29 protein-coding genes are annotated in these 26,450 nt (G+C 57.7%); 12 read left to right on the forward strand and 17 right to left on the reverse strand.

The genetic code is table 11. The features are described 5' to 3' along the window. Positions 1–41: 41 nt before the first annotated feature. From HIJ39_RS01545 to HIJ39_RS01575, 7 genes are all read right to left on the reverse strand, one after another. Positions 42–470 (reverse strand): threonine/serine exporter family protein, encoded by a 429-nt coding sequence (locus tag HIJ39_RS01545; RefSeq protein WP_207711399.1) that lies wholly within the window; start codon positions 468–470, stop codon positions 42–44. Next, positions 467–1,252 (reverse strand): threonine/serine exporter family protein, encoded by a 786-nt coding sequence (locus tag HIJ39_RS01550; protein ID WP_169095979.1) that lies wholly within the window; start codon positions 1,250–1,252, stop codon positions 467–469. The genes HIJ39_RS01545 and HIJ39_RS01550 overlap by 4 nt, the downstream gene beginning before the upstream one ends. After that, on the reverse strand, positions 1,191–1,634 hold the full coding sequence (locus HIJ39_RS01555) for a GtrA family protein (RefSeq protein ID WP_169095981.1): 444 nt from the start codon (positions 1,632–1,634) through the stop codon (positions 1,191–1,193). The genes HIJ39_RS01550 and HIJ39_RS01555 overlap by 62 nt, the downstream gene beginning before the upstream one ends. Then, a complete protein-coding gene (locus HIJ39_RS01560) occupies positions 1,635–2,384 on the reverse strand; it encodes a glycosyltransferase (RefSeq protein WP_169095983.1) in 750 nt (249 codons plus the stop codon). Positions 2,385–2,756: 372 nt separating this feature from the next. Next, complete coding sequence (locus tag HIJ39_RS01565; RefSeq protein ID WP_169095985.1) at positions 2,757–3,629, reverse strand: GNAT family N-acetyltransferase; 873 nt, start codon at positions 3,627–3,629, stop codon at positions 2,757–2,759. Between the two features lie 41 nt (positions 3,630–3,670). After that, the gene (locus HIJ39_RS01570; RefSeq protein WP_169095987.1) at positions 3,671–4,060 is read right to left on the reverse strand and encodes a c-type cytochrome; all 390 of its coding nucleotides are present in this window, start codon (positions 4,058–4,060) and stop codon (positions 3,671–3,673) included. Further along, complete coding sequence (locus tag HIJ39_RS01575; protein ID WP_169095989.1) at positions 4,060–5,763, reverse strand: outer membrane protein assembly factor BamB family protein; 1,704 nt, start codon at positions 5,761–5,763, stop codon at positions 4,060–4,062. The genes HIJ39_RS01570 and HIJ39_RS01575 overlap by 1 nt, the downstream gene beginning before the upstream one ends. Before the next feature lie 142 nt (positions 5,764–5,905). Here HIJ39_RS01575 and HIJ39_RS01580 point away from each other — a divergent pair, with 142 nt between their 5' ends. Continuing rightward, positions 5,906–6,364 carry a hypothetical protein gene (locus HIJ39_RS01580; RefSeq protein WP_169095991.1) on the forward strand — a complete coding sequence of 153 codons (459 nt, stop codon included), beginning with the start codon at positions 5,906–5,908 and terminating at the stop codon, positions 6,362–6,364. A 2-nt stretch (positions 6,365–6,366) separates the two neighbouring features. On the opposite strand, the gene HIJ39_RS01585 is transcribed toward HIJ39_RS01580, so the two are convergent. Next, positions 6,367–6,765 (reverse strand): hypothetical protein, encoded by a 399-nt coding sequence (locus HIJ39_RS01585; RefSeq protein WP_169095993.1) that lies wholly within the window; start codon positions 6,763–6,765, stop codon positions 6,367–6,369. Between the two features lie 253 nt (positions 6,766–7,018). Here HIJ39_RS01585 and HIJ39_RS01590 point away from each other — a divergent pair, with 253 nt between their 5' ends. Both HIJ39_RS01590 and HIJ39_RS01595 read left to right on the forward strand, forming a co-directional pair. Then, complete coding sequence (locus HIJ39_RS01590; RefSeq protein WP_169095995.1) at positions 7,019–7,318, forward strand: metal-sulfur cluster assembly factor; 300 nt, start codon at positions 7,019–7,021, stop codon at positions 7,316–7,318. Positions 7,319–7,337: 19 nt separating this feature from the next. Beyond that, positions 7,338–8,459 (forward strand): P-loop NTPase, encoded by a 1,122-nt coding sequence (locus HIJ39_RS01595; RefSeq protein WP_169095997.1) that lies wholly within the window; start codon positions 7,338–7,340, stop codon positions 8,457–8,459. An 18-nt stretch (positions 8,460–8,477) separates the two neighbouring features. On the opposite strand, the gene HIJ39_RS01600 is transcribed toward HIJ39_RS01595, so the two are convergent. Next, positions 8,478–8,819: a cupin domain-containing protein gene (locus HIJ39_RS01600; RefSeq protein WP_169095999.1), complete on the reverse strand. Its 342-nt coding sequence runs from the start codon at positions 8,817–8,819 to the stop codon at positions 8,478–8,480. 117 nt (positions 8,820–8,936) lie between these two features. On the opposite strand from HIJ39_RS01600, the gene HIJ39_RS01610 reads away from it, so the two are divergent. Further along, positions 8,937–9,410: a peroxiredoxin gene (locus HIJ39_RS01610; protein WP_243239257.1), complete on the forward strand. Its 474-nt coding sequence runs from the start codon at positions 8,937–8,939 to the stop codon at positions 9,408–9,410. Between the two features lie 415 nt (positions 9,411–9,825). Here HIJ39_RS01610 and HIJ39_RS01615 read toward each other — a convergent pair whose 3' ends face one another. Then, positions 9,826–11,019, reverse strand: coding sequence for an NAD-dependent epimerase/dehydratase family protein (locus HIJ39_RS01615; RefSeq protein ID WP_169096005.1), 1,194 nt, complete (start codon positions 11,017–11,019; stop codon positions 9,826–9,828). Between the two features lie 298 nt (positions 11,020–11,317). On the opposite strand from HIJ39_RS01615, the gene HIJ39_RS01620 reads away from it, so the two are divergent. Then, complete coding sequence (locus HIJ39_RS01620; protein WP_169096007.1) at positions 11,318–12,208, forward strand: cation diffusion facilitator family transporter; 891 nt, start codon at positions 11,318–11,320, stop codon at positions 12,206–12,208. A gap of 75 nt (positions 12,209–12,283) precedes the next feature. Further along, positions 12,284–13,252, forward strand: a complete 969-nt coding sequence (locus HIJ39_RS01625; protein WP_338055048.1) for a D-alanyl-D-alanine carboxypeptidase family protein — start codon at positions 12,284–12,286, stop codon at positions 13,250–13,252. Here HIJ39_RS01625 and HIJ39_RS01630 read toward each other — a convergent pair. Further along, positions 13,224–14,408, reverse strand: a complete 1,185-nt coding sequence (locus HIJ39_RS01630) for a D-alanyl-D-alanine carboxypeptidase family protein (protein ID WP_169096009.1) — start codon at positions 14,406–14,408, stop codon at positions 13,224–13,226. The two genes, HIJ39_RS01625 and HIJ39_RS01630, sit on opposite strands and share 29 nt — an antisense overlap. A gap of 97 nt (positions 14,409–14,505) precedes the next feature. Between HIJ39_RS01630 and HIJ39_RS01635 the strand changes: the two genes are divergently transcribed. Next, positions 14,506–15,228, forward strand: a complete 723-nt coding sequence (locus HIJ39_RS01635; RefSeq protein WP_338055050.1) for a phosphoadenylyl-sulfate reductase — start codon at positions 14,506–14,508, stop codon at positions 15,226–15,228. Beyond that, on the forward strand, positions 15,210–16,370 hold the full coding sequence (gene sat, locus HIJ39_RS01640; protein ID WP_169096013.1) for a sulfate adenylyltransferase: 1,161 nt from the start codon (positions 15,210–15,212) through the stop codon (positions 16,368–16,370). The genes HIJ39_RS01635 and sat overlap by 19 nt, the downstream gene beginning before the upstream one ends. Before the next feature lie 48 nt (positions 16,371–16,418). Here the strand turns inward: sat and HIJ39_RS01645 are convergent, their stop codons facing one another. After that, positions 16,419–16,601: a Spo0E family sporulation regulatory protein-aspartic acid phosphatase gene (locus tag HIJ39_RS01645; RefSeq protein WP_169096015.1), complete on the reverse strand. Its 183-nt coding sequence runs from the start codon at positions 16,599–16,601 to the stop codon at positions 16,419–16,421. Positions 16,602–16,656: 55 nt separating this feature from the next. Then, a complete protein-coding gene (locus tag HIJ39_RS01650) occupies positions 16,657–17,268 on the reverse strand; it encodes an alpha/beta hydrolase (RefSeq protein ID WP_169096017.1) in 612 nt (203 codons plus the stop codon). 120 nt (positions 17,269–17,388) lie between these two features. On the opposite strand from HIJ39_RS01650, the gene HIJ39_RS01655 reads away from it, so the two are divergent. The 3 genes from HIJ39_RS01655 to folE all read left to right on the forward strand — a co-directional run bounded on the left by HIJ39_RS01655 (position 17,389) and on the right by folE (position 20,675). Next, positions 17,389–18,918: a class I adenylate-forming enzyme family protein gene (locus HIJ39_RS01655; protein ID WP_169096019.1), complete on the forward strand. Its 1,530-nt coding sequence runs from the start codon at positions 17,389–17,391 to the stop codon at positions 18,916–18,918. Between the two features lie 64 nt (positions 18,919–18,982). Next, entirely contained in the window at positions 18,983–19,999 is a 1,017-nt protein-coding gene (gene moaA / locus HIJ39_RS01660; RefSeq protein ID WP_169096021.1) for a GTP 3',8-cyclase MoaA, read from the forward strand. A gap of 88 nt (positions 20,000–20,087) precedes the next feature. Further along, the gene (gene folE / locus HIJ39_RS01665) at positions 20,088–20,675 is read left to right on the forward strand and encodes a GTP cyclohydrolase I FolE (RefSeq protein ID WP_207711416.1); all 588 of its coding nucleotides are present in this window, start codon (positions 20,088–20,090) and stop codon (positions 20,673–20,675) included. 4 nt (positions 20,676–20,679) lie between these two features. Here folE and HIJ39_RS01670 read toward each other — a convergent pair whose 3' ends face one another. Continuing rightward, on the reverse strand, positions 20,680–21,192 hold the full coding sequence (locus HIJ39_RS01670; protein ID WP_243239258.1) for a tetratricopeptide repeat protein: 513 nt from the start codon (positions 21,190–21,192) through the stop codon (positions 20,680–20,682). Positions 21,193–21,307: 115 nt separating this feature from the next. Between HIJ39_RS01670 and HIJ39_RS01675 the strand changes: the two genes are divergently transcribed. Next, positions 21,308–21,580, forward strand: coding sequence for a hypothetical protein (locus tag HIJ39_RS01675; RefSeq protein WP_169096025.1), 273 nt, complete (start codon positions 21,308–21,310; stop codon positions 21,578–21,580). Here HIJ39_RS01675 and asnB read toward each other — a convergent pair. Genes asnB through dnaG form a run of 3 tightly spaced genes read right to left on the reverse strand, consistent with a single transcriptional unit; the run spans position 21,540 to position 26,413 of the window. Then, the gene (gene asnB, locus HIJ39_RS01680; protein ID WP_243239259.1) at positions 21,540–23,501 is read right to left on the reverse strand and encodes an asparagine synthase (glutamine-hydrolyzing); all 1,962 of its coding nucleotides are present in this window, start codon (positions 23,499–23,501) and stop codon (positions 21,540–21,542) included. The genes HIJ39_RS01675 and asnB overlap by 41 nt on opposite strands. A gap of 51 nt (positions 23,502–23,552) precedes the next feature. Then, on the reverse strand, positions 23,553–24,668 hold the full coding sequence (rpoD, locus tag HIJ39_RS01685) for an RNA polymerase sigma factor RpoD (RefSeq protein WP_169096027.1): 1,116 nt from the start codon (positions 24,666–24,668) through the stop codon (positions 23,553–23,555). Positions 24,669–24,670: 2 nt separating this feature from the next. Then, positions 24,671–26,413 (reverse strand): DNA primase, encoded by a 1,743-nt coding sequence (gene dnaG, locus HIJ39_RS01690; RefSeq protein WP_169096029.1) that lies wholly within the window; start codon positions 26,411–26,413, stop codon positions 24,671–24,673. Positions 26,414–26,450: the final 37 nt, after the last annotated feature.

Here is a 26,450-nt window from a genome sequence, read left to right on the forward strand (position 1 = left end):
TAAATCCCTCCCGTATGGGTAGTATCCACCCACACGGGTTCTTAAATGCGGGAGCGACGAATGAGGGGACGGATTACGGCAGTGGCCAAAGCGAGTCCTAGACTAATGGCGCCCGCCGAAAATAATGCGCTGAGCCCCGACTGGAGTCCCGCCTCAAATTGCGACTTTAAGAAGGCCACCATGCTTTGATAGACGAGATCGCCGGGAACAAAAGCAATAATAGCGGGCACCACAAAAACCAGCACCGGTTCATGACGGACATAGGCGGCAATTTCTGAAAGCCCCCCGACAATCAAGGCCCCCACGAAATCCCCTAAAAAGCCGGCACCGGGCAGATGCCCCAACAGGGTGGCGAAGGCCCAGGAGACGGCGCCCACAATGCCCCCCACAACCAGGGTCCACCCGGACACCTGATATAAGAGGCCGAAGGCGACGGCCGTGACACCGGACAATAAGGCGGCCACAATCATACCCAACGCCCCCCCATGGCCAGATATACATATAGCGGCAGACTTGCACCAGCCGCAATTGCCGCCCCGGACAAGAGCGCTTCCAAAATGCGGGCCGCGGCTGACAATAAATCGCCCTGGATGCCATCGCGCACGGCCGTCGTGATCAGAAGGCCCGGCGTCAGGACCATGATTCCCCCTACGAGCACGGCCCCGGGATGCGGTTGATGAAGGACGCCCGCGACAAATAAAGCGGGCAACACAGCCGTCATGGCAGACACCATGTCAGCCACCCCACCTGCAACCCCGGTGTGGCGCAAGGTTTGCCGCACCCATTGGGTCAACGCTCCCGCGATAAAGGCGGGAAGAAAATTTACGGCCGTTCCGCCCATCAAGTGGCTGATGGCGGCAGCCCCCACCCCCGCAAACAAGAGATTGGCCTCAGGACGATAGCGGGCGGCATGCCGCGCCTCTTGCAAGCACCGTTCCAACTCCTCAGCGGGCACCGGATTTTGACTGATGTCGCGGGAGACTTGGTTAATCTGCGCCACCACTGCCAAATTGACCGACCGGGCGCGGATGCGGCGAATTACGGTATCAAAATTGGCGGCGTTAATAAAAAGGGCGGTGGGAAGCACAATCACTTCCACCGCCTCAAACCCATATGCGGTGGCGAGCCGCTGCATGGTATCCTCAACCCGGGAAACCTCGGCGCCGCTGGCCAGAAGTGCCATCCCGGCGTCAGCTATGACCTTCAGTACCTTGGGGCTGGGGTTCCGCCCCCGGTTTTCGGTCAGGTTCATGCGATTCGCCTCGCTTCCTGAAAACCCAAATGGATGAGAACAAAAAGCCAAAACCGGTCCCAAAGGGAATAGCCACCAAGTCGGCAATGCGGTAGTGCCATCCAAAATGGCGCATCAGAAAAGTGTAGATGGCCGTTTGAATAAGGGCACCTGCAGCCGATACCAGGTTGAACTGACCGGCCCCCCGCCAGGACAGCGGGTTGTGGAAGGTAAAACGCGCGTTAAGAAGATAGTTCGAAATGATGGAGGCCTCAACCGCAAAAAGATAAGTGATGGGATTTGGCCAGTGAGGCAACAACCGATGAACCGCGGTCAGCACCACAAGGTTCACCAGGATGCCACTGGCACCCACCATCAGATAGAAAACAAGCCGGCGAATCATCTAAGGACGGAGACGCTCCCATTCGGCGTTCTGCTCTGCGGTTTGATGTTCGGCGCGCATTTTCGCCACCATCCAAAACGCCTCCATAAAAATCGCGGGAGACATCTTGCTCTGCCCCTCGCGGCGCTCTTCAAAAATGATTGGCATTTCGACCACTTTGAATCCGGCTTGAACGGCTCGGTAGGTGAGCTCAATCTGAAACCCATAGCCGCTCGCTTGGATCGACTCTAAATTCATTGATTCTAAAACTTGTGCCCGGAAGCACTTAAATCCGCCTGTCAAGTCACGGACCGGGATACCCAGCATCTTTGAGGCATACAACGAGCCGCCTCGCGAAATTAAGCGCCGATACCAGGGCCACTTGGTGGCTCCGCCTCCTGCCACGTAGCGCGATCCCAAAACCAAGTCGGCACCGGTGCTGCGCATGGTCTCGATAAACTGGGGAAGATAAGCGGGATTGTGGGAGAAATCCGCGTCCATTTCGAAAAGGAAATCGTATCCGCGCTGCATCCCAAAGCGGAAGCCGGTCAAATACGCTGTCGCCAAACCCAACTTGCCCTGCCGGTGAATGACCTCCACCCGGCCGGGATGGGTTTTCTTTAAATGATCCGCCAAAATACCCGTGCCGTCAGGCGAACCGTCATCAATGACTAAGACGTCAAACATGTCTCCCTGGGCCAAGATAGCGTCCACCATGGGAGCCAGGTTTCCGATTTCGTTGTATGTTGGCAGTATCACTAAGGCCTGCACGTTCACGAGCCTCCTCCGTTTGCTAGGTGATCCCGTGCGGCGGAAAAGCGCCGTCGCCATCGTTCACAGTATGTTCCGCGATGCAATCTCATGCGGCCACCGCATCTGAGCCACCTGAGCTTGGGCTGCGCCATGCGTCAACCCTATGCCCATGTCGGCAACACCATCCCTATCATAATGGGATTTGCACGTCCTTTCAATGGACCGCCCTGAAAGTTTGACCCTAAAATCCACTTTTTTCCACGCGCGGCCTACACGCCTCTCTTGAGAGGAACGGAAACTCATCATAGTATTCGCGTCTACGAGGGAAAAATGTGCCCCCTCGGAAATGCATCCTTGACCGGGAAAAGAAGGCATCTTTCTCAGTAGCGGTTACGCCGATGACGAGGTGGTCAGGACTACATGCTTTTCCAGTACGATGCCGTGCCATTCGCGGTTCATGGTCAGGCCGCTAGCTTCCACCAGCTTGTCGGCCGCATGCCGGGGCAAGCCAAATTCCAGCGTTTTGACACCCCAGGCTCGGGACTCCACCCATAAATATTGCAGCAGCGCCTTCAAGTGTTTGCCCATGGAGCGAAGATACTGCAAATGCATGCGATCGTCCTGAATGTGAAAGATTGCCAGGGTATCGAGAGCCTCCCCGCTCGTTTGCGGCGCTAAAGCCGTGCTCCCCAACTCCACACTATGCCACACGTCATCAAAACTGATCGACGCCGGCTGCCAGGCGCCATCGCGAGACCACAGGTCTTCACCATGTTGATTCATGAACGCCAGAAGCCGGTCCCGGTCGACAGCCCAGGCAGGCCCGGCCACTTCGTCGGGATATTCAGGCGCCGAGAATCCTTCCAAACTTCCTGCCACCCACTCGTCAACGACATGAAATCCGAGTTTCGTTTGGAAAAGATGTTGAGAGGCCTCATTGCCCCGGCTAATCAATGCACGCACTACTTGGGCTCCCAAGCGACGCGCTTCCTGTACCTGAAACTCCGCCATCTCCTCGGCTAAGGACGTGTCCTGCATATCCGGACGCAGCCGGACTGCTCCCAAGAATGCCTCGTGAGGCTTTCCCAGTGCCACAACCCCCGTGGCCGCCAACTGATTGTCGTCATCGAGGGCGAGATACAGGCCCCCGGTCTCGCTGGCCAGATAGCTTTCGATCTGGTCGCGCGCGTAGTCATCTACAAATTGCGATAAAAAACTTTCAATCCGCGCCTGATCCTCCGCGGTGGCTCGGACATACCTCACCCAAGGCCCTCCCTTTCCCACACTGGACACATTGTACCGTCTCAGGGAAGCAACTTCAACTTAGCCACATTTTGGTTGGGACGAGAACTGAGGGAATCGATCCAAAGGGCCAAATCTTGGGCTTGACGGGCCGTGAGGGAGTGCGGATCGGACGCCGGCATCCGCGTCTGAATGAAATGCGCCAACGCCTGTGTGGTCGGATACTTGGACACCACTTCACCGTTGGTGAGATCAGGCGCGCCCCCCGATCCATCTCCAGCAGGACCATGACAGGTTTCGCATAGTGATTGAAAGAGTTGCTGACCCGCTTCAACTTGTAGGGCTTGGCGCGCCTGAACCTCCTCATGGTGGAGGTTGGCCCATATGCCTGCCGCCGCGCCGCCGACCAAGATGGCCATGATCCCCGCCGTGACTAGCCCGCGCCGTGTCATTAGCACCCACCGCCTTTCCCGCCCGCGGGACCAGAATGTCCCCCGAGATTGTCCCGCCAACCACTCGACAGCCAGTGCAAATAGAGATTGAGGTCTGCCAAGCGAGGATCTTGTGATGCCAGTTTTTGTCCGCCAGCGTGGGCCAGGCATCGGTTAATCTGATCGTCCAAGGTAATCAGTTGATGTCCCTTGGCGCGTGGGAAACCCGAAGCCACCCCCAACAACGTCGGCATGACCGCCCCCTTCTGCACCGTGGTGACCGAACCTCCAGCTAGGTGGCAGCTCGCGCAGGAACGTCCCGTTAAACCCTGCCCATAAAACAAGGCTTCCCCTTGTAAGATCTGTTGCCCGATTTGCCCCGCTGGAAGGGGAATCGCGGGCACCTGGCGGCGCTGATAACTGGCAAGCAAGCGCTCGCGAGGCATCGCTAACAAGAGCCCATTTTCGTCCGGTTGAATCAAGGTGCCGCCCACCACCAAAGGATAATCGGCAGCCAGGCTCCCTCCGATGTAAAGACTTCCGCGCTCCTGCCCAGTCTCTGGGTTGAGGGCATAGAGGAAACCCGCCCCGTCCCCGACGTAGAGGGTTCTTCGGGTCACAGCTGCCGATTCCGACACGGGCCCTACGGCCTGAAACTGCCACACCACCCGGCCATTCGTGGAGGACAGGGCGTATTCCCGGTGAGTAATGGGACTTCCGACATAAATGCGATGATGGGCTACTACCGGAGCGGACACTTCGATGTCCTGCGGAAGTGGGCCCTGTCCCAGCCGACGGGACCAGCGGATGCGGCCACTTTGGGCGCTCAACGCAAAAACGGCGGAGGACGGGTGCCGCCACCCGCCTGTGGTTCCCTCGAGATATAAGGTGTCATGCGCGAGTGCCGGCGAACTGTCGTCAGATCCGGCAAAAACCTTAGGCAGCGACCGGGACCACTGAATGCGGTGTGTGTGGGTGTTGATCGCGTAGACCCGATACGGATGCGCCCCGGAGACGTACAAGAGACCCGAAGACGACAGCGTCGGGGAAGCCATGCTGACATACGATCCGATAGGAACAGACCAGAGTACCGCTCCCGTGGAAGGTTGCAGCGCATACACGCGCCCTTGCCCGTTGGCTACATAAAGGGCTCTGCGGGTGGCCACAAAGCTCGGCATATCCTCCCCCCGCGTCTTATCCTTCCACACCACGCGCCCATTGGCAGGGTCCAGGGCATAAATGGCGCTGGCACCTGTTCCCCTTACAATCCCTGTCGAGGGCAAAACGCCTTCCTCGACCACATTCCGGCCCCGAAACTGCTGGGTCCCGGACCCTACATAGACGCGGTTGCCCAGGACCACCGGAGTGGTCATGGACATGTTGTCAAGCCGGGTGCTCCATAAGAGGTGGCCCGTCTTGGCATCCACTGCGTAAATGCGGTGGTCCTGACCGCCGGCCATATCGCCGTCCCCGGATGCGTAAATGACCCCATGTGCAATGGACGCCTGCTGTAGCGGTTCTTTGGCGGAGAATGTCCAATCGCCTCGAAAACGGTCGGCGGCGACCACCGGATTATTGCTTGAATTCTCTCCGTACTTGACGAAGGCGGCCGGGCCAACAACACTGGTCGGACGCCTTGGCGGAGATGCGGCCGCCGCCATTCCCACGCCCACTGCGAGACCCGCGACTACCGGCAACAGCCATCCCCAACGCACCCGCAACATCGTCTCCTACACCTGCCCCTGGCCTTCTAATCCTTCCTACCTTTCCACCATTTCTCATTGGCTATGTTGCCCAGGGCTGAATCTTTGCTGAAGGCAGAAGCGACTTTTGTCGTATAATATCGGGAAGGACGGAGGGAATTGGATGAAACGCTTTTTGGCGATGATGCTCATGGCCGGGGTTGCTTGGTTGGCTATACCGTCAATCACTCAAGCGGCAACGCTGCCGGGCAAACTCATGGCACTCCCCAACCCTCCTGGGGCACCCCAATTAGACGCTTTTGTCGTCACCCTGCCCCATTCCCACGAGGTGCCCGCCCGAGCTGTGTTCACCTTCACGGGACAGGGTCATCACACCCAAGCGACCGCCCGCTTCAAGAAGCTAAACCAGTACCAGTATCGCGCCTATTGGCGAGCGGCAAACCAAGGAACGGTACGTGTCCAGGCGTATACGGCCGGCAACCATCTGGTAGCGGCCGCATCCTTTCCGGTCACCAAAGCGCACACCAACGTGGTCGGCCGGGTGATTTTAGGGGTGGTGCTGGTGGGCGGATCGCTGTGGCTATGGTACCGCCAGCAGAAAATGTTCCGCCCCCGCAACTAGACTTAGCCTCCCGTGTTGCCCCAACTTTCCGCGGCGTCGCTCGGCGTCGAATGAGCCACATCATTGAGCCACGTCCAGGCCAAATACGCCGCCACCACCGCCTTGCCGTTGGTTTTGCCCAATAGCCGGACCAGCCATGTCAGACGAGTCTTCAGCCGCCCCGGCAACAGGGGATAGCGCACCAGCGACCGGGACGCTAACGCAGCCCCCAGCCACACGGCGCGCACAATCGCCAACTCTGTGCCAGTTTGCGCATTTGGCATGACAAACCGCCAGCGCAAACTCAGTGTGTCCCAGATCTTTTGTCGAAACCGCCGTCGGCTTGTCTTGTTGCGCGCCCAAGCCAGGCGCACACTCCACCAAATGAGCCCCACCAGGCTCGCTCGCCCAGTCTCCTGCATCGTCTCTCGTCTCCTCCATCGGGTCGTCGGGATGCCTCGGTATAACGGAAGATGAAACCGGTGGAGAGCGCCTATTGCTGGTTCGACAGTACCTTCTATGGAGATATTCGTATGAACAGACGATGTTTGGATCGGTCTTAGTGTGCCCCAGGGGATTAAATTACTATCCCTAACGGCACCCTATTACAGAAACTTTTTCCCCAGAGTATAATACTGAGTATCTCGCTCAGATTTTCCACGGGAGGTGTAAAAAATGCCCACACAGGATGACGTGTTGAACGTGCTGAAGGAAGTGGAAGATCCGGAAATCGGCGTTAATGTTGTAGACTTAGGTCTGGTCTATACGGTTGACGTCCAAGGTGATGGCGGCGTGAACGTGGAGATGACGCTTACGGCTCCCGGCTGCCCCATGCATGACACCATCGCCCGTGCGGCCGAAATGGCCATTGAAACGTTGCCGGACGTCAAGGAAGCCCATGTGAAGATGGTCTGGAATCCCCCTTGGACTCCCGACCGCCTGACCGACGAGGGACGTCGTCTACTCGGATTCTAACACTAAAGCAGGTGAACGCATGGTTAACCACGGTATGGTGTTGAGCGCCTTGGGCGCCGTCACCGACCCGGAATTGCATTATGACATTGTCACGTTGAACATGGTGCGCAACATCGCTATTCAAGGCGGTGAGGTCACCGTCGACGTCGCCCTGACGGTAGCCGGTTGCCCATTGCACCAGCGCATCGAACAGGATGTGACCCAGGCCGTCGAGAAGCTGCCGGGCGTCTCTTCCGTCCAAGTACGGCTCGACGTCATGAATGACGAAGAGCGCCGCAACGCTTTTGCCCGAGCCTTTCAAAAGAGCCAAGGGCAAAAAGCATCGGCTCCTGAGGCTCAACGTCCGCCGGGCCGTGAGGGGAACCTCTGGTCCCCAATGTTAGGAGAGAGCAGTGAAACGGTTGTGCTGGGCATTGCCAGCGGCAAAGGCGGCGTAGGCAAGTCTACCGTGACCGCGAATTTAGCCGTGGCGCTGGAGCGGTTGGGTTTTCGCGTCGGTGTCATGGACATGGACATCTATGGCTATTCTCAAGGCCGCATGCTGGGTGCCCACGGTCAAGCCAGAGCCAATCAGGAGCAAAAGATTATTCCCTGGAATGCCCAGGGTGTCCATGTGGTGTCCATGGGGATGTTTGTCCCGGACAATCAGGCCGTGGTGTGGCGCGGCCCGATGCTCGGAAAAATGATGCAACAGTTCTTTACCGATGTGGCCTGGCCGGAATTAGATTATCTACTCATCGATTTGCCGCCGGGTACCGGCGACGTGGCCTTAGATGTGGCTCAGCGCCTGCCCAAGGCTTCCTTGGTTATTGTCACCACACCACAAGTGGTGGCGCGGGAAGTCGCCATGCGCACCGCCGACGTGGCTCAGCGAGCGCAGCAGCGCGTGCTTGGCATCATCGAAAACATGAGTTATATCCCCATGGGTGGGGGCGAGCGGATGGAGGTCTTCGGTCGGGGCGGCGGTGAGGAACTGTCAAAACAGTTGGATGTTCCCCTCTTAGGGCAAATTCCGTTGGAATCGTCGGTCCGCGAAGGCGGAGACCGCGGAACACCGGTGTTGCTGAGTGCGCCCGACTCGGAGGCAGCGATCACCTTTTTGCAAGTAGCCCAGAAAATCCACGCGGCGGCCCATGCTTAAGGCCGCCGCTGGTTCTTTTTAGGGGTTCGACGTACCCTCACGTCCATAGCGATCTTCCAATCGCACGACATCGTCCAATTCTGGAGTCGACACCTCAATCACATCGATATCGGTCACCGCGGTAACACGGTGCTTGGTCGGCGGTGGGATGACAATCGCCTCACCGGGGTGAAAAGCACGGGTTTCGCCGTCAAGCAGAATCTCGGCCTGGCCGCTAATGAGGTACATGCTTTCATGCTTTTTCACATGGTACTGCAGACTGAGCGAATGGCCTTGATTGACATGAATCAACTTTCCTACGTACTTGTCGGTTACAGCCCACCACAGTTCATAGCCCCAGGGCTTCTCTACGCGTCGCAAGGCAAAACCTCCATTTTCATGCTATGCGGATCATATCATGTTTGGACAAGCGCCGAACACCTCGCCAAAAATTGGGTACAATAGGGCTGTCCCTCATCCGGGACTGAAGGAGGCAACATGAGCGACAAGACACAAACTCTCAAAGTGGGCGACACCGCCCCAGATTTTACCTTGCCAAGCCATGACGGCAAAGTGAGCTTGAGTGACTATCGCGGCAAAAAGAACGTGGTTCTGGTCTCCTATCCCCTGGCCTGGACCCCTGTCTGAACGAAGGAAATGCCGGCGTTCAACCGGGCCTTGCCCGAGTTTAACCGGCTGAATGCCCAGGTGCTGGGCATTAGTGTGGATTCGGAACCGACCAACACCGCCTGGATGGAATCCTTGGGCGGGTTGGACTATCCTCTTTTGTCCGACTTCTGGCCTCATGGTGAGGTTTTGAAGAAGTACGGACTCTTGCGTTCAGAGGGCTACGCGGAGCGGGCGGTCATCGTGATTGACAAAGAAGGCGTGATCCGCTACATCGATGTTCACAACATCGCCGAGGCGCCCGATCCCCAAGAAGCCATCAAGGCGCTTGAAGGTCTCGCCTAAGCCAAACAATTACTACACAATGTGGTCCTCGCTCCTCGTGAGTGAGGGCCCCTTACTTTAGCCGGCTGTCAGACGCGCCGTGATCGAAGCTTGCAATCTATCACCTACGCTCGCCTACACCTCATCACTCGTTGCCGTAGTTTCCCGGCGGTGCCGCGATTGGGATCTGCTCCCACATGTGACCGGGATTCGGAAGGTATGACTCCATCCGGAAATCTCATCCTAAGCGTGAAGGGAAGGGGCATCGTGCCAACCTATGACGCAATCGACCATAGCGGCGCTGGCACTCGCCTTGTGGGTGCACTAGCCAGCTTTCGAAAAGTGAAAGAGGGCTGCTCCACCTGAAAAGCCGGGGCGACAGCCTTTTGCTCTCGCCCCGGCTTGAGTTGACGTAAGCGGTCAAGACTCGTCCGTACTAGGACTCGGACCGCTTGGTACGCCACTGGCTCGTAGCCGGAATCTTGGTGAGGTCGGCCCGATCGGCATAACGTTCCGCGATCTGCTTGACCTCCATCAACAGCCCTTCGTTAAGGAATGTGGGCTTAAGCCCCTTGGATAGGAACAAGTCGTTTTTGACGTGCAACTCGTTTTCGTCCGCTTCCTTTCGCGGGTTAGGCAGATATTCAATCTCCGCACCCGTCAAACGGCTGACCAATTGGGCCAGGTCGCGTACACGATGGGTCTCCGTCATCTGGTTGAAGATCTGCACCCGATCACCCGGTTGAGGCGGATTTGCAATCGCCAACTCCAAGCACCGGACGGTATCCTGGATATGAATGAAGGCACGGGTTTGTCCACCAGTTCCATGAACAGTCAACGGATGGTGAACGGCCGCCTGCATCAAAAAGCGATTCAACACCGTGCCGTAGTCGCCGTCATAGTCAAACCGATTGATGAGGCGCTCATCCGCCATGGTTTCCTTGGTGTTGGTGCCCCACACGATCCCCTGATGCAGATCCGTCACGCGCACACCGTCATTTTTGTTGTAAAACTGGAAGAACAATTGATCCTGGGTTTTGGTCATGTGGTAGATCGAACCGGGATCGGGCGGATACAGAATTTGCTTGGAAATCCGCTCGCCATCGTCCGTGGTCACCTCAATATTGAGATACCCTTCCGGAATTTTCATGCCAGCCGTGCCGTAGCCGTACACCCCCATGGTGCCTAGATGCACCAGGTGAATGTCCAGCCCAGACTCCACAATCGCTGCCAACACATTGTTGGTGGCATTGAGATTATTGTCCACCGTGTATCGCTTGTGGCTCGGGGATTTCATCGAATAGGGGGCGGAGCGCTGCTCCGCAAAATGCACGATGGCATCCGGACGCTCATTGGCAATGGCCTGAAGCAGTTTGTCATAGTCACGCGCCACGTTAAAGTTATAAAACTGAATGTCACGGCCCGATACCTCTTTCCACGCCTTAAGCCGTGTTCCTATGGGACGAATCGGGGTTAACGACCCCGCCTCAAGCTCGTTGTCAATGTTGCGCCGCGACAGGTTGTCGACGATAACAACCTCATGGCCTAGGTTGGACAAGTGCAGACTGGTTGGCCACCCGCAGAAACCATCGCCGCCCAGCACCATAACTTTGTTCTTCCGCAATATCATCTCTGCCCTTCGCCAAAAAATATGACTCCACCAAAAAACCGCCACGGTACCGCGCAAGACTTGTCCACTGACAAAATTCGCGCCCTCACCGCGTTGGCTGTCCAAAACGGAGCCGAAAAACTTTGAGTACTGAGCCCCGACTCACTTTCGGGTTCAATTCTAACATGCTTGCCTCATCATCGCACCCCGCTCCTGGCGGTATCTTTTGGCACGCAATCGGAGTCTCCGACATTGTCCGACATCACCGTTTCACCCCGCCCAAGCCGCGTTGCTATAATTTGAAAAAGGGGGCGAAGGTGTGCACACGCATGATGGTCCCACGCGTCAACTCATTTGGGCGCTCCTGTTGACGGGCGCGATCTTTGTGCTGCAACTTGTGGGGGCACTGATGTCCCAATCGCTCTCTCTCTTATCCAACGCCGGCCACTTATTTACTGATCTGGGTTCCATCGGGTTGGCCCTTTATGCCGCCAAAGTTGGCCAACACCGCCCCACCCAAGAATTGAGCTACGGATACAGCCGGAGCGGTATCGTGGCTGCCTTCGTCAACGGGCTGATTTTGGCCGCCATTGCGATAGCCTTGATGATCTCCAGCATCTATCGATTCATTCGGCCTGCCCCCGTCAATGCCAGCGTCATGTTAGTTGTGACGATCATTACCTTGGGATTGAATTTGGCCACCTCCTGGGTCTTGCATCCGCCGCAAAAAAGCCGGGACATCAACCGGTGGGGCGTCTATTGGCATGCGTTGGGCGACGCCTTTAGCTCGTTGGGCATTTTACTGGCCGCCCTGTTAATTGATGAGACCGGCTGGAACGGGTGGGACCCGGTGGCCGCTTTGGCCGTGGGCCTCTTCATTCTTTGGGCCAGCTGGAAGACGGCTCGGCCTAGCCTGCGCATCCTCATGGAGGCAACCCCCGAAGGGACGCGCCTCGATGAGATTCGTCAAACCTTTTTGAGCCATCCCGACGTCAATGACGTCCACCATCTGCATGTGTGGTCCATCTCCCCCGAATTGCACGCGCTGTCGGCCCATATCCGCCTTGGCACGACCTCCATTCGCGATGGGCAGCGCGTCATTGAGCAGTTGAACCACGATTTGGCGGCCCATCATGACATTCACCACGTGACCCTGCAAATCGAGGCGGAACAGCATGACGACCCGGACGACGGAATCCCCACAAATTGACACGCTTCGACCTTCCCTGACAAACCCCATCTTTGATACTATGAATATTGTGATTACCTCGGAGGAGGATACCCTGTGCTGCCCGCCCCCAAAACCCGTGCGCCCAAGCGCAAGAGAGCCCCTTGGGCTCTGTTGGCTGTTATTGCCGCCCTGGTAGCGGCTGCCAGTGTGCATCATAAAGCCCATCAGCGTCAAGTTAAGGTGGACCAGTATTGGAGCACCCCAGCCAAGTTGTCAGCGCCGCCGTTAGTGGTGCTGCCGAAAACGCCCGTGGTCACACGCCTTCCCTTTCCCATCGGAGAAAACTCCGGGGTGCTATGGAACCTCAACAACGGCCAACTGTTGTGGGCCATGGATCCCCACCTGCGGGAGCCTTACGCATCGACCACCAAATTAATGACCATATATTTAGCGCTTCACCAATTGCCGCTGAGTCAGGTGGTCAGCATTTCGCCAAGGGCCGCTGCCACACCCGGGTCTGACATCAAGATGGCCGTCGGCAACCGCTTTACGGTCAAGCAGCTTCTCTATGCCTTGATGCTGCGTTCGGCCAATGATTCCGCCGTCGCACTGGCGCAAGCTGACCAGGGGCATGTGGCTAAATTTGTTGCGGAAATGAATCAAACCGCCCAATCGCTGGGCATGCAGGGAACCACCTATGGCGATCCGGATGGGCTGAACCCCCACTCGGCGGGTACGGCGTGGGATCTGAGCATCATCGCCCGACAAGACATGCAAAACCCGCTTTTTCGGCAAATTGTCCGTACCAAAAGCACCAGTCTTCCCTACAACCCGGTCGTCACCAATCTGAACGGCCTCTTGTACTTGGATCCCACCGTCATCGGCGTCAAGACTGGATGGACGGGAGCAGCCGGATTCAATCTGGTCTTTGCTGCGACCCGGCAAGTCAATGGCCAGCCGGTGACGCTTCTAGGCGTCATCATGCACGGACAGCATGGGTTCCCGCCCGAATATCAAGATGCCGAGAAAATTCTAAACTGGGGCTTCAAGACGGTTAAAGGCGCTCCCACCACCGCACCGTAACGCTTTTCCCGGCTACCACTGGCACCCATACGGCAAGACCATGAGACCCAGTCTCCAGCCGCGCCTCCCCCACTACCTGGCCTCTTTCGATGCGCGTTGAAGCCAGTGGGTACCAACGAACCTGCAAGACGCCTTGGGAGACATCGGCGAATGCGCCGAGCGGTTTTTTCACCAGCAGCGGAACGGACTCCGATCGCAAGAGCCAGCCTCGTTTAACTGGAAGCACCCCGATCTCGCGTCCAGCGGGCACGACCGTTCGCCAGGGCACATCACGAAACCCCGTGTTGAGGAGTTGGGTGACATCTCTAAACATGGGACTCAACGATGTTGACGGTTCTCCCAGCACGACCCCGTAGAGCGTCAACGAATTTCCCGCTTGGGCCCGCGTAGCTGCAAACGCCAGACAGGTCCCCGCATAGGGCGTCCAACCGGTTTTAATCCCGATAGCGCCCGGATAGCTCCATAACAATTGGTTCAAATTGGTCAGATCGCCAAACGGTGTTTGAGCCGTTTTGGTCGACACCAGGGTCCGAAACTCCGGGATAGCCATGTCCCGCATGATTAATTTCATCAAATCCCGAGTGGTGGAATACCCATGATGGTTCACGCCGTCGGGGTCCACATAATGGGTCTGATGCATGCCGAGTTGCTGGGCGCGCCGATTCATCTCGGCGATGAACGCACTGGCGCCGCCAGGGTAATTGTCGGCCAACACCCAGGCACTGTCATCGGCCGACGGCAGCATCAATGCCCAGAGCAAATCTTTCACGGTCACCCTTTCGCCGGCAGACAAGGGCACCTCGCTGTCCGCTTTTCTCAATCCGTTGCGATAGTTGGCTACCTCATCGGGGGTGATGGTCACCATCCGGTTTAAGGGATAAATCCGCGGGTGGGTGAGAACCACATTGGCGGTCATTATTTTGGTCACACTGGCAATAGGGCGCTCCGCGTCCCCATGATATTGAAAGAGGGTCGGACCTCCCGCGACCGCGAGTTCGGCACTTCCGGCGGCGGTGCTAAAGCGAGGCTTGGGGGGATGAAGGGCATAATGAGACGCCGCTGTCTCGCGGGGAGCTTCCACCGTTGCGCGAAGCCCAACCCCGCCAATTAAGCCCAGCACCAACACAAATAGAACGGCAATGGAAAATTTCTTCATGCGTCCTCCAAGGCACCGCTCATGGGGGTGCTTCGTATTGTGTAACGATTCAAGCACGACCAGCCATCACTTTACCATTTCCGAAGGAGGAACCGGCGTGAATCCTGAAATCAGGATACTCGATGACGAAGACACCCGCCTAGCCGAGGCCTGGGCAACACTTTCACCTCAATTGGAGGCTCTCGGGCCTCAAGCGGTGCTGGCCTGGGCGACGAAGCAGTTCCCCGAAGGTCTAGTGCTGGCCTCCAGTTTTGGTGCCGAGGACATGGTGCTCATCGACATGCTGACACGGGTCACCGATCACCCGGTGGTGTTCTATTTGGATACGGGACTGCTCTTCCCGGAGACCTACACCCTCATCCGCCAGGTCGAAGCGCGCTACCCGTTGCGACTGGTGCGAGTCGCACCCGCTTTGTCCATCGAGGAGCAAGGCGAGCGCTTGGGTCCCGCGCTCTGGTCCCGGAACCCCGATCAGTGCTGTGCCATCCGCAAGGTCGAGCCACTCCAGCGCTATCTTGCCGATAAGCGCGCCTGGATCACCGGCATTCGCCGTGACCAGACCCCCTTTCGCAAAAACGCCCCGGTAGTAGGATTCGACGAGCGCCACGGGCTGGTAAAAATTAACCCCTTGGCCCCCTGGAGCCAAAAAGATGTGTTTCGTTACTTGGTGAAAAATCAGGTGCCCTACAACCCGCTGCACGACCACGGATACCCCAGCATCGGATGCGTGCCCTGCACCCGTCCGGTCAATCCTGGGGACGATCCGCGTGCCGGGCGCTGGGCAGGACAGGAGAAGACAGAATGCGGACTCCATCTCTAATCGAGCCTCATGGCGGTCTCTTGGTGGAGCAGGAGCTCCCCTTGGCGATCGCCAAGGAACTGGTGCAGACGCTAAGCCACGTGCCCCAAGTCCCTTTGGATCGCTTCCACTACGACGACGTCATCTGCCTGGCTACGGGCGTTTTCAGCCCTCTGCGAGGATTTCAGGACCGCCATCAGGTCCGCTCCGTTCTCGAGACGATGCGGCTTCCCGATGGCCAGGTGTGGCCCATTCCCATCACCCTACCGGCAGTCAGCGACGTGTCAGCCCGCATTCAAAAATCACGGCTGGTACGACTGACCTTAGAGAGCCACACGGTAGCGATCATGCATGTAGATGACATCTTTTGGCAGGACCCCGAAGAAGAAGCGCGGCTCGTCTATGGCACCACCGATCCGGCGCATCCCGGCGTCCGCCGCATGCTGTCGGAAAGCCCGATTCGTCTTGCCGGCCCCGTCACCTTGACCGAGGAGCCTATCTTCGAGGAGAATCCGGTGCTAACCCCCCGGGAAATGCGCGCTCTCATCCGCGAGCGGGGTTGGACCACGGTGGCTGCTTTTCAGACCCGAAACCCACTTCACCGAGCACACGAGTACATTCAAAAGGTGGTGCTGGAAACTGTGGATGGTCTTGTGGTCCACCCCTTGATCGGGACCACCAAGAGCGACGATGTGCCCGCCCGAGTGCGCTGGCAAGTCTATCAGACGCTGCTCGGTGAATATTATCCGAAGTCCCGAACCTATCTGTCGGGATTTCCCGCAGCGATGCGCTACGGTGGCCCCCGGGAAGCGCTTTTGCACGCGCTGGCCCGGAAAAACTATGGCTTTACCCACTTCATTGTGGGCCGCGATCACGCCGGCGTCGGAGCGTTCTATCACCCGTTGGCCAGCCAACAGATTTTCCATCGGTTTTCCCCAGAGGAAATCGGCATTACCATCGTTCCGGCGGAACCGGCCTTTTTTTGCCGCAAGTGTCAGCAGATGGCCACCGCCCGCACCTGCCCGCACGACGCCAGCCAACATGAAAAGCTGTCCGGCACCCGAGTTCGGACCACCCTCAAACAAGGCAACTTTTTGCCACCCGAGACCATTCGCCCGGAAGTGGAGGCGATCTTGCACGCCTACTATCGCGATTTGAGCTGAGAGAACACGGGGACAAAACAACGGAGCGGGATGCCCGCTCCGTTGTTTCTAGTTCCCGGAAGAATCGCTTCGGCACTCCTCTTGTTGGAAATAGGCCAAGATGGCCCGGTCCAGCAGGATGGAAATCCGCAACACCCGTTCGTGCGTGAGCGAGCCGGTTTCTTTGACAGCGCGCTCCAATTCTTGTCTTAATTGGGCCACCCGCCCGTCATGAACCCACCTGCCGCTCACGGTCTCGTCCTTTCCGCCGACTTAAGAAGCATCGTATCCTTTTCGGGTCAATATGTCAATAATTGACAAGGTTTTCCCGAATCCAACGTTGGATGTCACGGAGCTCCGTCTCGCCTATCGTATGCGAGATGGGGTAGCGATGGGCGCTGACTCGGGCACCAGCCGCCTCAAGAATTCGGAGCGTTTCTTCCCCACGCTCGGGCACCACCACCGGATCCTCTGACCCATGCCCCCAAAAGATCGGGAAATCCGCAAGCGATCCCGCCGGCGGAGGCTTAAGCAACGGGGGCGCACTAAGACTAATGATGCCCAGCAACCCTTGTTGTTGGCGATGAACGGCCAGAGCCTGGGCCATCATGCCTCCCTGACTGAAGCCCATGACCACGACCGGCAACACCGGTTCAAGCGTCTCGACCCATTGGTTCAGCGCCTCGACACTTGCTTGCCATTCCTGTACATTAGCGGCACCGTCCCGCCCAAATCCGTACCAGGCATATCCGGGCCCAAAGGCGAACGGTGCCCGCAACGAGTAAACGCGGACGGTGGGTCCAAAGACCGGAGCCAGGGGCAGCAAGTCCTCTTCGTCGCTTCCCCGGCCATGCAAGAGCAGTGCAACAATCTGGGCATCCCCGCTTGGGGCGTCAATCAGCCGCGAATACAGTTCCATGGCTCGCCTCCGTTCTTTGACAATATCCCTACTATACCAAACCGCCCTTCCAATTCCCACCAGGGAGGAGAATCGCTTGGAAAGGCGAATTGAGAAGAAATTTCATTGAGGGGTGTTCCTATGCCTATTTCTGGACCCGCATGGCCCGAGGAGATCTTTACGTTGGCCTGGCCGCAAATTCTCTCCATCGTCGAGAAGCATCCGCAAAAAGAGGCCGTGGTTGCGCCCAGCGCGCGTCTTACCTATGAAGCCATGGCGAAGGATGTCTACCGCACCCAGCGTACGCTAAAAGCCGCCGGGCTCGCGGCTGGCGACCGCCTGGCCGTCATGCTGGGCAACGATTGGCCCTATCTCGCCCTCTACCTGGCCTCGTTAGCCTCCGGCATCATTTTTGTCCCCTTGAACACCAAACTTGCCCGACCGGAAGTCGCGGAAATATTAGACCATGCCGAGCCCCAGCTGGTAATTAGCGACGATGCTCTGAGTGCCCAAATTCCGGAACCCTTTGCCGAAGCCCTGGTGGTGCTCTCACAATGGCAGCGCCGATGGCATAACGCCAGCGACAGCCCGGTGGCTCCCCATCCTGTCCAGACCGACGACGTCGCCTTGATTCTCTACACGTCAGGAACCACGGGGCGTTCCAAGGGAGTCATGCTCACCCATGGCAACATTGCCGCCCAGTTCTATCAAAGTGCCAGTGCCCTGATCGGCATTCGCGAGCCAGATCGGGTCGTCTCTCTTTATCCCCTCTTTCATAGCGCTCAGCATGTCTTCTTGCAGCCGCCGTTGACGGTTGGGGCCACCACCATCATTGATGACTTCTCTCCGCGACGGGTCCATGATTTGATTCACCGAGAGCGGGTCAGCGTCTTTTTTGGGGTGCCTGCCATGTACCATATCTTGCTGCAAGATCCCGAATTTCGGTCCGAGTCATTTCCTGACATCCGAATTCTCACCTATGGAGCCAGCATCACGCCGGTCGAGACCATCCAAACGCTGAAGCGCCGGTTTCCCGACGCCGGTATCAAAAATCTCTATGGCCAGACCGAGAATAGTCCTGCCGTGTCGGGTCTTGATGACCGTTACGCCTTGACCAAACTCGGATCGGTGGGGCTCCCCGTTCCCGGCATGACCTTGGCAATTGTTGACGAGCACGATCAGGAAGTCGCCCCGGGCGTCGTAGGTGAAGTCGTCACCCGTGGGGTCAATCTCATGAAAGGGTATTACAAAAACCCCGAGGCGACGCGCCAAGTATTGGACAACGGTTGGTACCATACCGGCGATTTGGGCTACATGGATGACGAGGGATTTCTGTATGTCATCGATCGCAAAAAGGACATGATTATTCGCGGCGGACAAAATGTCTACCCCGCCGAGGTAGAAAATGTGCTCTATGCCCATCCAGACGTGGTGGAATGTGCGGTGATTGGCGTGCCCCACAAAATCTACGGGGAAGAGGTGGCCGCCGTAGTCGTCAAGAAGCCCGATTCTCATCTCTCAAGCGACGATCTCGCCTGGTTTGTTAAAGATCGGATTGCCGCCTATAAAGTGCCGGTCCGCTATTATTTTGTGGATGAACTACCCCACAACGCCAGTGGCAAGATACTGAAGCGTGAACTGCGGGAGTTGGCCCACCAAGGGGTTCTCTAGTCCACGATATGTAACAGTGCGGCGTGATACAATAGAAAAAAGTGAGTAGAAAGGAGGGCGAACCGTGGGAGTTGCCATTGTCGATGCGCTGGGACGTCCATTGGAAGATTTGCGCATCTCCGTGACCGACCGGTGCAATTTTCGCTGCGTGTACTGCATGCCCAAAGAGGTGTTTGGCCCCTCGTTCGCCTTCTTGCCGCGTTCGGATCTGTTAAGCTTTGAGGAGATTACCCGGGTGGCCCAGCTATTCGCGAGCCTCGGGGTTAAGAAGCTTCGCATCACTGGCGGCGAGCCGCTGGTGCGAAAGAATCTGGAGCAGCTCATCGGAAATTTGGCGGACATTCCCGGCATCGAGGACATCGCCATGACCACCAACGGGTCGCTGTTGGACCGGGGCCGGGCTCAACGCCTCAAAGATGCTGGCTTAAAGCGGATCACGATTAGCCTCGATTCCCTGGACAATGCCCGCTTTCAAGCCATCAATGAGGTCGGTTTTCCTGTCGAGCGGGTGTTGGCGGCCATCGACAATGCGGTGGCGGTCGGCTTGTCCCCCGTCAAAGTGAATATGGTGGTCAAGCGGGGTGTGAATGAGGAAGACATCCTGCCCATGGCTGCCTACTTTCGAGGACGCAATGTCACCCTCCGTTTCATCGAATTCATGGATGTGGGAACGGCCAATGGTTGGCGGCTTGACGACGTGGTGACAGCCGACGAGATTTTGTCCCGGGTCGGGAACCAGTGGCCGCTGGAGCCTGTCCCGCCGTCAAAGCCGGGCGAGGTAGCGCGGCGCTTTCGATATCGGGATGGCCAGGGAGAAATTGGTGTCATCAATTCCGTCAGCCAGCCTTTTTGCCACAACTGCTCGCGAGCCCGTCTCTCGCCCGATGGCCAGCTGTATTTATGTCTTTTCGGCCAACAAGGCGCCGATGTGCGCGCTTGGCTCCGCGATGGCCTCAGCGACCAGGAGATTCAATCACGCTTGCAAGCGGTTTGGTCCGGGCGTCGGGTACGCTACTCGGAGGAACGCAGCCAAGCCACGTCCAAGCTGCCGCGGGTGGAAATGTTTCGCATCGGCGGATAAGGCACCATGATACAGAGAGAAGGAACACAGCATGAGCAATCGTAAATTGCCCGACCAACTGGGGCCCATGGACTCTGAGTGGACCACCATGTCCACCAGTATCCTGCCGCCTCCGACTCCTGTCGATCAGGAGAAAATCCGCCAAGCGGTCGCCATGATCCTCGAAGCCGTCGGCGAAGACCCGGAGCGCGAAGGGTTGAAGGACACCCCTGATCGGGTGGCACGTATGTATGTGGAAATTTTTTCGGGCTTGAGGCAAGATCCCCGGGAGGCTTTGGCCACCCGCTTCCATGTGGATCATGACGAGGTGGTGGTGGTGAAGAACATCCCCTTTTATTCCGCCTGTGAGCATCACCTCTTGCCCTTTTATGGCGTGGCCCATGTGGCCTATCTGCCCAGCGGCGGGGAGGTGACGGGGCTTTCGAAGCTGGCGCGGCTGGTTGAAGCCTATGCACGGCGTCCCCAGGTTCAGGAACGCCTGACCAATCAAATTGCAGACACCCTGGAGCAGGAGTTGGCCGCCCAAGGGGTGCTGATCATGATGGAAGCTGAGCACCTCTGCATGACCATGCGGGGTATCCAGAAGCCGGGCAGCCGTACCGTTACTGTGGCGTCGCGCGGCATCTACCGCGACCAAGCCGACCGGCGCAACGAAGTGTTGCAACTGATGCGCTGACGCGTTATTCCTTTTTATTGCGGCTACTGCGAAAGTCATGGCGATGGTCGCGATAGTAGCGAATGGCCGGACGATAGACGTCCAATGATTCTTCGCGGCCGGTTTCAGCAATCACTTGCAATAGGGTCGAGATGGCCTCTCCGTAGTTTCCCATCTGCTCTAAGGTCAAGGCGTAGAACACGGCCAGCGCCATATGGTGCGGGTATTCGTGATGCGCCTTCTCCAACACTTGGTAGGATTCCAACACCCGACCCACGACTCTAAGGCTTGAACCCAACCCAATCATCGCATCGATGCGATGGGCCCCATCCAAATCGCCGTCCAGCGCGGATTGATAAAAGTCGATGGCTTCCGCCTCGCGCCCCTGGTTATCCAATATCACGGCCATTTCAAACACGAGGCGCGGATTCTCCGGATCCTCATCCAGCCAAATTCTCAGTTGTCTCTCCGCTTCCTCATACCGCCCCTTCGCCTTTAAATGCCGCACCAGCGACAAGTCGGGAACCCGCTCCGCCAACCCCGCCACCTCCATTTTTTCTCATTGTATCAGAATCATTTGGGAATTTCTGTAATATTTCCGACAACTGCCGCATAGGATGAAGTGTGTCGACCATTTTAGGGGGGGATTCCTCATGGCTTCTCAGGCAGTTATGAACCCGTGGCGGGAGGCGCTCGACCAAGCTCTGGACGAACTGGCCCAGGCGGAGCATTCATTTGAATGGGCAGACCCTGATTTTTGCGATTACTACATCTACCGCATCCAGGCGGCTAAGGAGAAAGTGGCGCTCATCCTGCGCCAGGCGCGTGTTGCCTACGGCATCCAGCGCCCCGCCATGCTAACCGGCACAGCGGAGCGCCGAGCCATTAGCGCATCCCCGGAAGACGCCTCGTCGTCGGGTGCATAAGTGGTTCCCTGGTGAGTCTTGAACCGCCCTTTTCGACCAATTCTTCCGCCCACAGTTCCAACATCATCAACGCATAGACCTTTCGGGCAGCTGCGGGAGACTGACCGTTCAGCTGCCCCAACAAGGCTTCCACTGTTGGGACCTGAAACCAGCCGCGCGAGCGGAAACGACTGGAGGTCAAGGTGTCATACGCCAAGTCGTATAGCGGACCAGACATGAGACTGGTCAGCGGCGTGGGAAATCCACTTTTAGGGCGGTAGACCACCTGGCTCGGCAGATAGCGTTCTCCCACGCGGCGCAGAACGCGCTTGTCAAACGATCCTTGGCGGCGGAGCGCAAAAGGAATCTGAAGTGCCAACTCCACGACCTGGTGATCGCAATAAGGCACGCGCACCTCAAGATTGTGGTGCATCCCAATCCGATCGGCTTTCAAGAGAACATCGTCGGGCAAAAACCATCGCACATCAAATCCCTGCATGGCTTGGAGCTCCATGAGATGCGCGTGTTCGTGCCAATAGCCGGCTACCTCCGACGACCGATCCGGGTGGACCAGTTCCGGCACCAACAGTGCCGATTGCTCCTCCGGCGAAAAGGTAAACCCGACGCCGCGATAACGGTGATGGACCGGCACCAGGCTTCGCCTGAACGCCCCAGACCCCGGCAGCCCGGCTTGAGCCCACAGGCGCCGTATCCCGGCCGGGATACGCCGGAGCGGCGCCAGACTGGCCACCTCGCCATACCCGGCGTAGCCCCCGAAGATCTCATCCGCTCCCTCACCCGACAACATCACCGTGTGACGTTCCGACGCTCGCCGAGCCAATCCATCCAGCGGCAGCACCGTAGGATCGGCCATCGGTTCGTCCAGAACATAGGCCAGCTCCCGCACCCGCTCCGGGGTGATGATCCAGTCCACGGGTACCGTTCTTAGCTTGACTCCTACATGATTAGCCACTTTCTCCGCCCAGGCGCTCTCATCATAGCCGGGATAGTTGGCGGGAAAAGTCGCCGCCCAGGCCTCAAGCGGCCCGTCTGCGGCGCGACTCGCTAATGCCGCCAGCACACTGGAATCAAGCCCGCCGGACAGAAAGACCCCTAGTGGCACGTCAGACACCAAATGCGTGCGGGCAACCTCTTTCAACACCGCGTCCAAGCGGTCGGCCCAGTCATCGAGATTTCCCGTCAGCGAAGGGTTGATAAGTTGAGGCTGCCAATACCGCCACCGCCGTTTGCGTCCATCAGTTCCCATTAAGAGAGCCTGACCTGGCTCCAATTTGGTGATACCCTGCAATAACGTTCCCGGAGCGGGCACAAAACGATGGCCCAGGTATTCGGCCAAGGCTTCTTCATCTAGCGATGGCTGAAATTCCGGCACACCAAAGAACGCCTTGATTTCGGAGGCAAAGGCCATCGTCCGACCCATATCCCAAATGTAAAGCGGTTTTTGTCCGAGCGGGTCGCGTGCCAACAGCAGCTCTCCTCGCCGCCTGTCCCAGATGGCCAACGCATACATGCCGGTTAGGCGAGACAAAAAATCTGGCCCTTCCTCCTCATATAGATGTACCAACACCTCACCATCGGCATCACTTCTTAGCCGGTGGCCACGTGCCGCAACCCAGGATCGAAGCGCTTGATCGTTGTAAATCTCGCCATTATAAACCGCCACCACCTGGCCATCTTCAGAGACATAGGGCTGTGCGCCATGAGCGAGATCGCGAATTGCCAGCCTCCGCATACCCAGCCCAAGCCCACGGTCGATAAAGACACCCTCACCATCCGGGCCGCGATGTTTCAGCGCTTGCAGCATCTGCTGTATTTCCTCAGGAGTCGTGTACCAATTTTGTCGCCAAATCCCCGCTATTCCGCAGATGGTTCTCACCTCAATCGTTGGATTGTCTTTAGTATGCCTCAACCACGGAAACAAAAGAAGGCGCCCCCTTTTTTGAAACGAAAGGGGGACGCCAATTGCAACCGTTTAGTCGAGGTAGTCCTTGAGCTTTTTACTGCGTGTGGGATGCCGGAGCTTCCGGAGCGCCTTGGCCTCGATCTGGCGAATACGCTCACGCGTCACGCCAAAAACCTGCCCAACCTCCTCCAGCGTCCGAGCGCGACCATCGGTCAGGCCAAAGCGCAGTCTCAGCACTTTCTCTTCTCGGTTGGTGAGCGTATCCAGAACCTCTTCCAGCTGCTCTTTTAGGAGCTGATACCCAGCCGCTTCCGCGGGCGCCGGGGCGTCCTCATCCTCAATGAAATCACCTAGATGCGAGTCCTCTTCCTCGCCAATCGGGGTCTCTAGGGAGACCGGCTCTTGCGCCACCTTCAAAATCTCCCGCACCCGCTCGACGGTGATGCCCATCTCTTTGGCAATCTCTTCCGGCAATGGCTCACGCCCATACTCTTGCAACAACTGGCGCTGGACGCGAATCAGCTTATTAATGGTCTCGACCATGTGCACGGGAATGCGGATGGTGCGAGCCTGGTCCGCAATCGCACGGGTAATGGCCTGCCGAATCCACCAGGTCGCATAGGTGCTGAACTTATACCCTTTGCGGTAGTCAAATTTTTCCACCGCCTTGATGAGTCCGAGATTGCCTTCTTGTATCAAGTCCAAAAAGAGCATCCCGCGTCCCACATAGCGTTTCGCGATCGACACCACCAAACGCAAGTTGGCCTCCGCCAACGCCCGTTTGGCCTCTTCGTCACCGGCTTCGATGCGCTTAGCCAACTCGACCTCTTCTTCCGCGGTCAAGAGTGGAACCCGCCCGATCTCCTTAAGATACATCCGAACCGGATCGTCAATGGCTACCCCATCCGGAACCGAGACTTCGCGCTCGGGCTCCTCCTCGGCCTCCGGCTCCACGTCATCGGGCTGCGGACCGTGTTCCGCCTCCAGCGGCACCTGTTCTCCCACCAGCTCGATGCCCAGTTCCCCAAACATCTCATAAATATTGTCTATCTGATCCGGAGGAAGGTCGACCGACTGCAGGGTGTCGACAATTTCTCCATACGACAGTTTTCCGCGTTCCTGACCACGGCGAATAAGCGCCTTGACCTCGTCAATCTCCGGAACGCTGTTCTTCCCCTGAGCCAATGCTATCCCTCCTTTCGCACCTGCATCTGGGCAATACGGCCGCTTAACCGCCGAATTTCCTCCATCAACTCGGGACTGGTATCGCCTTGCCGAGCTCGCTCTTGGAGCCCTTGCCACCGGCGTTCGGTTTCCCGCCGCTCGAACGCCTCGACTAAATCATCGATGGCTGGAATCCCTCCGTCTGGTTCGTGATATTGCCCCATTGCGACCCATAACGACTCGGCGCGCGAGTCGGCGCGATCCCACGCCACACCCTCGGCATCACCAGCCTGCAACACCGCTAACAAAAACTGAATCGCGGGGTCCTGGGCCCACTCGGGCAACGCCCGCTTGACCCGTTCAATCTGGTCCGGATGGTTCTTCAGCGCTAGCAGCAGCCGCACCTCCAATGGCGGTACGGACCGCTTGACAAACGCCGTCACCTCCATATTATGCCTATTTTTTCCGATTGTATGCTGGACCTCTTGCACAACACCTAAACTTTGTGATAGGATTCTTGGTTGTACACGAAGCGTCCTTGCGATTAGTTCGACATACCCCGCTTGCTCCACCGGATCTTTCACCGCTTGCACCAACGGCTTCAACCCTTTCACGGCTTCCGCCCTACCACGGGGACTCATCAACCCGGGCATTCGACCGATCCGCTGAATCTCCGCCTCAACATACGGCACCTTTTGTTGATATGCTTCCAAGAGTGCCTTGCTGCCACCCCGCACGATGAATTCGCCGGGATCTTTGACGCCGTCCGGCAAAACAATTCGGTTCACCCGAAGTCCCGCCCCAGCCAAGATTAGATATGCCCGCCGCATGGCCTCCTGGCCGGCGGCGTCCCCATCCAGCAACAAGTCCACCTCGTCACAATACCGCGCCAGATACCGGGCGTGGACATCGGTCAGCGCCGTTCCCAAGGCCGCCACGGCTTGTCCCAGTCCCGCTTGGTGACAAGCCAACACGTCGAAGTACCCCTCGACAATCAGCGCCGCCTTACCCTTCCGCCAAAGAGGACGTGCCAAATGTCCAGCATATAACAGTTGCCCCTTATGAAACAACGGTGTCTCGGGCGAATTTAAGTATTTCGGTTGCTGGCCTTCTCCCAAAGCCCGGCCTCCGAAAGCCACCACCCGACCTTCGTTATCCCAAATAGGGAACATCAGTCGGCCGCGCCACCGATCGTAGGCTCCGCCTTGATCACGGCTGACAGCCACACCCGCTTCCACCATCTCATCGAGCCCGACCCCACGGCGCTTTAGCCGGTCAATCAATCCCTGCCAGCCGTCGGGCGCATAACCCAACTGAAACTTTTCCACCGACGCGGCGTCTGTTCCCCGCTGCTGCAAATACGGCTTGACGACGTTCGCATGGCGGCCGAAGTTTTCCCGGAAGTACTCCTGAGTCCACTCCAGAACCGCCCTTAGGCGTTGGTACGGATCGCGCGGCGCCTGACCGTCACTGGGAATGGGAATGCCGGCTTCCTCGGCCAACGATTCCACCACGTGACGAAACTCACGTCCTTCAACGTGCATGAGAAACGTAAAGACCGTTCCGCCCTGGTGGCAACCAAAGCAATAATAGAGTTGTTGCTCGGCATCCACACTGAAGGACGGCGTCTTCTCCGCATGAAACGGACAGAGTCCCCACCAATGTCGGCCCTTTTTTTTGAGACTGACGTGCCGGCCCACCACCGCCACTATGTCGACGGCCTGGCGCACGCTGTCAATCCATGCTTGTCGGCTCTCATAGGGCATGGGAATCACTCCCGTTCGTACCGATCAAAATTCGTCA

The organism is Sulfobacillus harzensis, from assembly GCF_012933365.1.
Classification (GTDB): domain Bacteria; phylum Bacillota; class Sulfobacillia; order Sulfobacillales; family Sulfobacillaceae; genus Sulfobacillus_B; species Sulfobacillus_B harzensis.

Bases quoted from the DNA above. Each gene is read 5' to 3' on its own strand.
- HIJ39_RS01655 (WP_169096019.1), top strand. From the start codon at position 17,389: ATGCCTATTTCTGGACCCGCATGGCCCGAGGAGATCTTTACGTTGGCC.
- HIJ39_RS01675 (WP_169096025.1), top strand. From the start codon at position 21,308: ATGGCTTCTCAGGCAGTTATGAACCCGTGGCGGGAGGCGCTCGACCAA.
- HIJ39_RS01555 (WP_169095981.1), bottom strand. From the start codon at position 1,634: ATGATTCGCCGGCTTGTTTTCTATCTGATGGTGGGTGCCAGTGGCATC.
- HIJ39_RS01595 (WP_169095997.1), top strand. From the start codon at position 7,338: ATGGTTAACCACGGTATGGTGTTGAGCGCCTTGGGCGCCGTCACCGAC.
- HIJ39_RS01615 (WP_169096005.1), bottom strand. From the start codon at position 11,019: ATGATATTGCGGAAGAACAAAGTTATGGTGCTGGGCGGCGATGGTTTC.
- HIJ39_RS01575 (WP_169095989.1), bottom strand. From the start codon at position 5,763: ATGTTGCGGGTGCGTTGGGGATGGCTGTTGCCGGTAGTCGCGGGTCTC.
- HIJ39_RS01650 (WP_169096017.1), bottom strand. From the start codon at position 17,268: ATGGAACTGTATTCGCGGCTGATTGACGCCCCAAGCGGGGATGCCCAG.
- dnaG (WP_169096029.1), bottom strand. From the start codon at position 26,413: ATGCCCTATGAGAGCCGACAAGCATGGATTGACAGCGTGCGCCAGGCC.
- sat (WP_169096013.1), top strand. From the start codon at position 15,210: ATGCGGACTCCATCTCTAATCGAGCCTCATGGCGGTCTCTTGGTGGAG.
- HIJ39_RS01550 (WP_169095979.1), bottom strand. From the start codon at position 1,252: ATGAACCTGACCGAAAACCGGGGGCGGAACCCCAGCCCCAAGGTACTG.
- HIJ39_RS01630 (WP_169096009.1), bottom strand. From the start codon at position 14,408: ATGAAGAAATTTTCCATTGCCGTTCTATTTGTGTTGGTGCTGGGCTTA.
- HIJ39_RS01580 (WP_169095991.1), top strand. From the start codon at position 5,906: ATGAAACGCTTTTTGGCGATGATGCTCATGGCCGGGGTTGCTTGGTTG.
- HIJ39_RS01545 (WP_207711399.1), bottom strand. From the start codon at position 470: ATGATTGTGGCCGCCTTATTGTCCGGTGTCACGGCCGTCGCCTTCGGC.
- folE (WP_207711416.1), top strand. From the start codon at position 20,088: ATGTCCACCAGTATCCTGCCGCCTCCGACTCCTGTCGATCAGGAGAAA.
- HIJ39_RS01570 (WP_169095987.1), bottom strand. From the start codon at position 4,060: ATGACACGGCGCGGGCTAGTCACGGCGGGGATCATGGCCATCTTGGTC.
- HIJ39_RS01585 (WP_169095993.1), bottom strand. From the start codon at position 6,765: ATGCAGGAGACTGGGCGAGCGAGCCTGGTGGGGCTCATTTGGTGGAGT.
- HIJ39_RS01590 (WP_169095995.1), top strand. From the start codon at position 7,019: ATGCCCACACAGGATGACGTGTTGAACGTGCTGAAGGAAGTGGAAGAT.